At 70.6% G+C, this 7787-nt stretch carries 4 protein-coding genes and 1 pseudogene; 2 read left to right on the forward strand and 3 right to left on the reverse strand.

Annotated features, from left to right (window positions below; translation table 11 throughout):
• Positions 1 to 417, reverse strand: a pseudogene (locus ACO1X9_RS05450) (CpaF family protein); the annotation flags it as partial.
• Positions 418 to 558: 141 nt separating this feature from the next.
• On the opposite strand from ACO1X9_RS05450, the gene ACO1X9_RS05455 reads away from it, so the two are divergent.
• Both ACO1X9_RS05455 and ACO1X9_RS05460 read left to right on the forward strand, forming a co-directional pair.
• Complete coding sequence (locus ACO1X9_RS05455) at positions 559 to 3693, forward strand: FG-GAP-like repeat-containing protein (RefSeq protein ID WP_486349814.1); 3135 nt, start codon at positions 559 to 561, stop codon at positions 3691 to 3693.
• On the forward strand, positions 3693 to 4799 hold the full coding sequence (locus ACO1X9_RS05460; RefSeq protein ID WP_486349815.1) for an enolase C-terminal domain-like protein: 1107 nt from the start codon (positions 3693 to 3695) through the stop codon (positions 4797 to 4799). Before ACO1X9_RS05455 ends, ACO1X9_RS05460 begins: the two co-directional genes overlap by 1 nt.
• Before the next feature lie 24 nt (positions 4800 to 4823).
• Here ACO1X9_RS05460 and ACO1X9_RS05465 read toward each other — a convergent pair whose 3' ends face one another.
• Positions 4824 to 6302, reverse strand: coding sequence for an MGH1-like glycoside hydrolase domain-containing protein (locus tag ACO1X9_RS05465; RefSeq protein ID WP_486349816.1), 1479 nt, complete (start codon positions 6300 to 6302; stop codon positions 4824 to 4826).
• A gap of 57 nt (positions 6303 to 6359) precedes the next feature.
• The coding region (locus ACO1X9_RS05470; protein ID WP_486349817.1) for an ABC transporter substrate-binding protein at positions 6360 to 7787 on the reverse strand (1428 nt) is incomplete at its 5' end.

Consider the following 7787-nt stretch of genomic DNA (forward strand, 5'->3'; position numbering starts at 1 on the left):
GAGGCTCGCGTCGACGAAGGGTGAACTCAGGTCGACGCGGCGACCGGTGGAACGCAGCATCCGCTCGACGAGGTCGCGGACGTCGGCCTCCGTGAGCACGAGGGCGACGCGCTCCGAGACACCGTTGCGGGCGACGAAGACGGCGTCGGGCGCGTTGATCCACAACTCTTCGACCGTCGGGTCGTCGAGCAGCGGCTGCAGCGGGCCGAGACCGGTGACTGCCGCGAGGATCTGCCGGGATGCCGCCGCCTCGTCGTCGACGAGCGGTGCCGAGCCGCCGAGCGCCCGTTCGGAGTAGCTGCGCAGCTCTTCACGGATGTACCGGTCGGCGAGCTCGGAATCGGCGGCGAGGTCGACGCCCTCCCGGCGCACGCGCTCGCGCACCCGGTCGGTGATGAGGTCGACGGCTGCGGTCACCCGCCCATCGTGCAAGCGCCGCCCGAGTCAGGGCGGCGATTGTCCACAGACGCCCTCGCCACGTGTCGGTTGACAAGCGCGGCCGTACGCGAAAAAATGGACACACTGCTAATACGTATCAGCACTCGAGGGGGAGCCGCTGTGAATCGATCGTCCACCCGCACGGCCGCGGCCGTGATCGTCGCAGCCGCCTTGATCGGTGGTGCGTTCCACGCGACCGCCGCTGCGCCGTCGGCTTCCTCTGCGGCCATGGCGCCGCGCACGACGTTGACCTACTCGAGTGGCACTGCGGCGTGGTACAACGCCGCGGAGAGCACCGTCATGTCGCCGCAGTTCCTCGACTGGGACGGTGACGGGAGCCGCGACGCGGTCGACCGCGGGCAGCTGTTCGTCAACTCGGGAGACGACGAGAATCCCGCCTTCGCCTCGGTCGGCACGACGCTCCCGCTGCCGTCGGCCGACGGCACGCTGGTCGACTGGGACGGCGACGGCGACCACGACTTCGTCAGCCGCTATGACCTGCACCTGCACGTCAATACAGGCACCGACGCCTCGCCGACCTGGGTCGACAGCGGCGAGTTGACCGCGGGCGGGCAGCCCATCACGGCGGCCTACGTCAGCGCCGGGTACGTTCGGTGGAATCAGATCCAGACGCCGAACCTCTCGTACGACGATTGGGACGCCGACGGCGACGACGATCTGATCGTCAGCGTCGCCGACCGGGGCTACGTCGGCAGCCGACCCGACATCTACCTGCACGGCCGCATCTTCGTGTACGAGAACACAGGCACCGCCGCGGCGCCGATCCTCGCCGCCGGAGTCAGCCTGCAGACGGCGGCGGGCGACCTCGACGTGCCGTTCAAGGCGCTCGTCGCGACCGCCGACTGGAACGCCGACGGCGAGCTCGACGTGCTCTACGGCGACTACCGCGGCGACGTCTTCTTCGTCGAGCGCGACGGGGTCGACGTGCTCCCCGCCGTGCGGATCCTCGATACCGGCGACATCAATGCGTGGCTCGACGTGGCGGACCGCGACGGCGATGCCGACCTCGATCTGATCGTGACCAGCACGCGGGGGATGCTGCTGGTCGAGAACACGGGCACCGCATCGAGCGCGGTGCTCGCCGAGGTCGGGCTCGTGCAGATGCCGGCCACCGGTGTGGACATCCGATCGGGCCTGTTCCAACAGCCGTACGCCGTCGACTGGGAAGACGACGGCGACCTCGACCTCGTCGTCGGCGACGAGAACGGCCGCATCAGCCTCTTCGAGAACGTCGCCACCGGTCCGACGCCCGCTCTCATCGAGGCCGTCGATGTCCACGCCGACGGGCAGCCGATCAACCTCGACTCGCTCGACGAGGAGGGCTCGTGGGAGTGGGGCACGTCGGAGGCCGCGGCGGGCTATACGAATCCCGTCGTGATCGACTGGGACGGCGACGGTGACCTGGACATCATCACGCAGGACGCTCAGGAGGCGTCGCTCTGGTTCTTCGAGAACTCCGGCACGCGCGCGGCTCCCCTGTACGAGGCCGCCGTGGCCTTCACCCTCGACGGGGGCGCCTTCGCCGCCCCCTGGCGATGCCGGGTCGCGGCGATGGACTGGGACGGCGACGGAGAGCTCGAGCTCGTGCAAGCGGGCGTGGACAACATCCTCACTGTCTTCCAACGCGACGCGAGCGACCTCGACCTGACGGCGATCGCGGTCGCCGAGAACGCGTCGGGCGGCCCGATCTCGGTCGCGTCGTCGCGCGCCGGCCGCACGAATCTCCAGGCGGTCGACTGGGACGGCGACGGGCTCGTCGACCTCCTGCAGGGCGCCTACGACAACACCGCGCTGTCGTGGTTCCGCAACGTCGGGGTGCCCGGCGCCCCGGTGTTCGAGGCGCAGTACATCCGCAACACCGACGACACGCTCTACGAGACGCTCTCGAACCACACCCCGAAGACCTTCGCGGTCGACTGGGATGACGACGGCACGCTCGACCTGCTCGACTCGGTGGTCTGGGGCTCGATGTCGTTCGTCGACGGAGCCGGACTCTCCCACGACCCCGTCGTCGGGCATCCGTCGCGTCTCGAAGCCGAGGGTCTCGAGATCGCCGGCTCGTCAGGCGATCCGACCTCGATCTTCGCCGACGCGTCGGCGAGCGCCGGCGCCTCGCTGAGGTACGAGGCGACCGCGGCGGGCGACCACATCGCGGTCGACGGCGGACCGATCCCCGCGGGCGACTACCGCGTCGTCGTCGGTCTGCGCGTCGCGCCCAATCGCGGCATCGTCCAGGTCTCGGTCGACGGCGCACCCGTCGGCAGCCCGATCGACGCCCACGCCGCCTCCGCCGGCAACGCGTCGTTCGACCTCGGGGTGGTGGCCATCGCCGGGGGGAATCCGGAGGTGCGCTTCACCGTCACGGGCAAGAACGCCGCGAGCGCGAGTCACGCCGTCTACGTCGACTACGTGGAGCTGATCCCGCGCTGGGAGGCCGAGGACCTGACGGTCGCCGCGTCGTCGGGCGACCCGCTCTCGGTCTACGTCAACTCCGGGGCGAGCGGGGGCGAGACCCTCAACTTCGCGGCGAACGCGGTCGGGGACTACCTGACGCTCACGACACCGACGCTCGTCTCGGGGCAGTACCACGTGCGGGTCGGGATGCGCGTGGCTCCCAACCGGGCCCGGGTGCAGACGTCGATCAACGGCGTCAACGTCGGCTCGCCGATCGACGCCTACTCGGCGACAGCCGGCTACCAGGTGTTCGACCTCGGGGTGGCCGCGGTGGCCGGTGTGGGAAGCCGCGACGTGCGCTTCTCGGTGACGGGCAAGAACGCGGCGAGCGGCTCGTACGCGGTCTACGTCGACTTCGTCGAACTGCTGCCGATCGGGAAGCGCTTCGAGGCGGAGTCGCTGACGCGCACGAGCACGTCCGGCGATCCGCTCGGCATGTTCGAGGACCCGGTCGCGAGCGAGGGCGGCACGGCCTACCTTGCCGCGACGGGCGTCGGCGACCAGACGACCTATGCGGTCGACGTGCCGACGACCGATAGCTACGACGTCGCACTCGGGTTCCGGGTGGCGCCGAACCGCGGCATCGTGCAGCTCTCGATCGACGGGGTGCCCCTCGGCAGCCCGATCGACACGCGCCGCACGACCGCCGGCTATCTGCGCTTCGCCGTCGGCTCCGTCGCCCTCGCGGAAGGGCAGCACGAGTTCCGGATCGAAGCGGTCGGCACCTCGAGCACGTCGTATGCCGTGTACCTCGACTACATCGATCTGGCCCCGAGCTGATGCACGACCTCGCGCGGCACCGCATCTCGGCGATCGAAACCCGTGCCGTGCGGTCGGTGACGGCCCGCCCGATCGGACGCAACGCGATGCGCGACGGTCACGGCGACGGCCGCGAGCTCCCCGTCGTCGTGCTCCGCACCGACCGCGGCGCGGTGGGTTGGGGCCACGCGGGGACGGGCGGGGTCGCGGTGCTGGCTGGACTCGACCGGGTCGGCGACCTGGTCGGGCGCTCAGTGGCGGACGTGTTCGACCCCTCCGTCGGAGTGACCGACGAGGGGGCTCGGGTGGTCGACATCCCGCTGCACGACCTCGCCGGGCGCATCCTCGGACTGCCCGTCTCCGCGATGCTCGGCGCCCGGGGGTCGACCGACGTGCGCTGCTACTCGGGAGGCATCTACTTCGACGACCTCGACCCGGTCGGCGCTCCTTCAGGGCTCGAGGCGATCCGCCGCGACCTCCGCATGGACTGGGTGCTCGGACATCGGGACTTCAAGCTCAAGATCGGGCGGGGTCACCGGTGGATGGATGCCGCCGAGGGGCTCGAGCGCGACATCGCCGCGACGCGCCTGGCGCGCGAGCTCTACCCGGACGCACGACTGCTCGTCGACGGCAACGACGGCATGAGCAGGGCGGATGCCGAGCGGTACCTCGCCGCCGTCGCGGACTGCGGGCTCTACTGGGTCGAGGAGCTCATGCCCGAGTCGCGGGAGTCGTCGGTCTGGCTGCGCGGCCTCGTCGACGCCGAAAGCCCCGGCACTCTCATCGCCGACGGGGAGGCCGAGCCCGACCTCCCCCTGCTGACCGAGCTCGCGGTCGACGGCCTCCTCGATGTGGCGCTCATGGATGCCTTCCGCTTCGGCTTCACCGCGTGGCGGTCGGCGATGGCGCCGCTCGCGGCCGCCGGCACCCGGGCGTCGCCCCACACCTGGGGCTCTCCGCTCACGATGTACTACGCGGCGCACCTCGCGGCGGGGCTCGGCAACGTGCCGACGATCGAAGCCATGCCCGCCGCCCTCGACGGGGTCGATTCGCGCGCCTACCGCCTGCGCGAGGGAGTGCTGACGGTGCCGGACACGCCGGGCTTCGGACTCGAGCTCGTCGCCTGACTCCGCCGCGGCGTACGCGTGTGATCAGTCGCGTGCGTCGAGGGGAAGGCGCAGTGGGCCGAGATCGGCCCGGGAGATCGTCGCCGACCCCACCGTGAGCCGCGTGCCCGCCGACGGCGACCACGAGAGCGCGACCTCGACACCGGAAAGCACGAGACCCGAGACCTCGAGCCAGCCGAGCGGCTCGACGGCGCCGATGAGCGGATCGACCCACACGCCCCCGTCGTCGTCCACGGCGATGCCGAGCAGACCCGACAGGACGACGTCGGCGAACGTCGAGTGCTGGTAGTCGCGACCGATCGCGACGCGGTCGGGTTCGTTCACGAGTCGCCAGTCGCGCGTGCGCCAGCCGCCGGCATCCGGATCGATGTCCTCGTCGAGCCAGTACTCGTCGTCGGCGCCGATGTGGGCGGCGGCGTACTGCCCCAGGATGCGCAGATAGAGCTCGTCGGTGTCGCGTGAGGGGACGTCGCGGGCGATCCGGGCGAGCGCGGTGAGCGTCTGACTCGTCGCGAAGGGCCAGCCCGGGCCGTTCCACCGGCACAGATAGCGCGGCGACGTGGTCGCCACCGGGAACTCGTACCGAGGATGCCGGCGCTCGACGGTGCGCAGGGCGTGCGGCGCGGCGAAGCCGGCCGGATCGGCGAGCTGGGCGACCGCTGGAGCAGGATCGACGTCGGCGCCGGGAAGCCCGAAGTACCAGGGCAGGTAGCCGATCAGCTCACGGGCCAGGCGCGCCGGCGAGGCGTCGCCCAGCGTGGGCGCGGCGACGGCGCGGATGTCGTCGGGAAGCCGGCGATCCGGTCCCGCCGTCGCGAGATAGGCCTCCTCTCCGTCTGGCGAGAGGGGGAGTGTCGTGAAGAAGCGCAGCCCGGGGTGATACAACCGGTCGACGACGAGGCGGCGCAGCTCGTCGGCCGCGTGCTCGAAACGTTCGGCGGTGGCGAGATCACCCTCGCGGCTCGCGATCGCCGCGATCGCCCGGGCGTTCCCGTACTGGTAGCTGTTGATCGACGGACGCAGGCCGTCGCCGCTGACCGAGAACTCCATGGCGTCGGCCAGATCGTGAGCCCAGTAGAGGCCCGACGGATGACGGCTGTCTCGCTGCCAGGCCTCGAAGTTCGCGACCATGCCCGGCAGCACCTCGCGCAGCAGCTCGTACCGACCGTGCAGTCGAGCATGTTCGTAGGAGGCCCAGGCGATCCACTCCGTGTAGCGGTGGGGCTCTGCCTCCGGGTCGAGGTACCAGAAGCGGATGTAGTCGTCGGCCACGTCGGTGCGCCGGAGCCACCGGGCCTCGAGGAGGTGGTGCGCCGCGGCCGCGTTGACGGTGCCGTGGGCGCGGCCGGGGCCCGGCTGGTGGAACTCGGTCACGACGAAACCGCGGTCGCTGCGCCCCACGTTGCGGGCGAACGACTCCCAGCGATGGCGGAACACGCGCGTCAGGGTCGCGTCGCCGCACCGGAACTCGGGGGCGGCATCCAGGATGTCGGCGGCGCTCATGGGCCCCTTCAGTATCGGACGATGCGGGAGGGGCGCCGGGCCCCTCCCGCATCGGGATCACTCGTCGTACGAGACGTGCGAGAGGTCCGGCTTGGTGAGCGGATCGGGCACGAAGCCGTTGAGCCCGGCGCGCCACGCGTAGGTGGTGTTCACGACCATCGGGAACATGCCGACCGCGTCGTCCCAGATGATCTCGTTCGCCTGGTCGTAGAGGTCGAGACGCTCCTCGGCGTCGGTGGTCGCTCCGGCTTCGGCGAGGATCTCGTCGAGCTCCGGGTTGCAGTACCCGTTGCGCTTGGCGGCGCACGTGTACAGGCGCCCGAGGTTCTGCGCCGCGTCGTACGTCGCCGTGCCGACGAGCTGGAAGTTGATGTCCCAGTTCAGCGCGAGCAGGTCCTCCAGGAAGACGGCGGCCTCCTTCTGCACGGGCACGGCCTTCACGCCGATGTCGGCGAGATCCGACGCGATCGCGGCCATGAACTCGGTGTACTCCGACTCCTTGTACTGGATCTGGATCTCCTGGTCGAAGTCGAAGCCCGCCTCCTCGAGCGCGGCGCGCGCACCCTCGGGGTCGAACTCCTTCGCATCCTGCGGGGAGTATCCGAACACGCTCGGCGCGAGCACGGAGTCGGAGAGCGACCCCGACTCCGGGAAGAGCGTCGAGACGATCGTCTCGAAGTCGACCGCCGACCACAGGGCGTTGCGGATCTCACTCGACCCGAACGCCTCCCGCGACGAGTTGAACCACATCGTCACGACGAGGGTCGAGGGCGACGACTCGACGACGAGGTCGGGGTTGTCGCGCAGCGCCGTCGCCTGGTCGTCCGGGATGCCCCAGGTCGCGTCGATCTCTCCCGTCTGGAGCGCGGTGAGCCGCGTCGACACCTCGGGGATCCAGCGGATCTCGAGCTCCGAGATCGTCGGCACGTCGCCGTAGTAGGTCTCGTTCGGGCTCAGCTTGAGCGACTCACCCGGCGAGAACGACTCGACGACGTACGGCCCGCTGCCGATCGGCTCGGTGAACGACGCCTCGGTGACGTCCGCCGGGGTCACGAAAATGAGGGCGAGGGTACCGGCGAGGATCGGCTTCTCCGATGAGAACTCGACCGTGGTGTCGTCGATCGCCGTCGCCGTCACGCCGCCGAAGTTGCCGGCGAGCGGACCTTCGAGCGCGATGATGCGGTCGAAGGACGCCACGACGTCGGCCGACGTGACAGGGGTGCCGTCCGAGAACTCCGCGTCGTCGCGGAGGGTGAACGACCACTCACTGCCGGTCTCGTTGGTCTCCCACTCGCTCGCGAGGTCGGCGTTGAACTCGCCCTCGGCGTTCGGCGCCAGCAGGCGGCTGAAGATCGAGGCCGCGGCGTGCGCGGTGCCGCTCCCCCCTCCCTCGGGGCCGTGCGGGGCGAGGCTCTCGGTGGGGAACTGCCCTTCCACGACGACGGTGTCCTTCGCGGGGGTCGCCGGTGGCCCCGCGCGACCGCC

The sequence above is a fragment of the Pseudolysinimonas sp. genome (genome assembly GCF_057350545.1).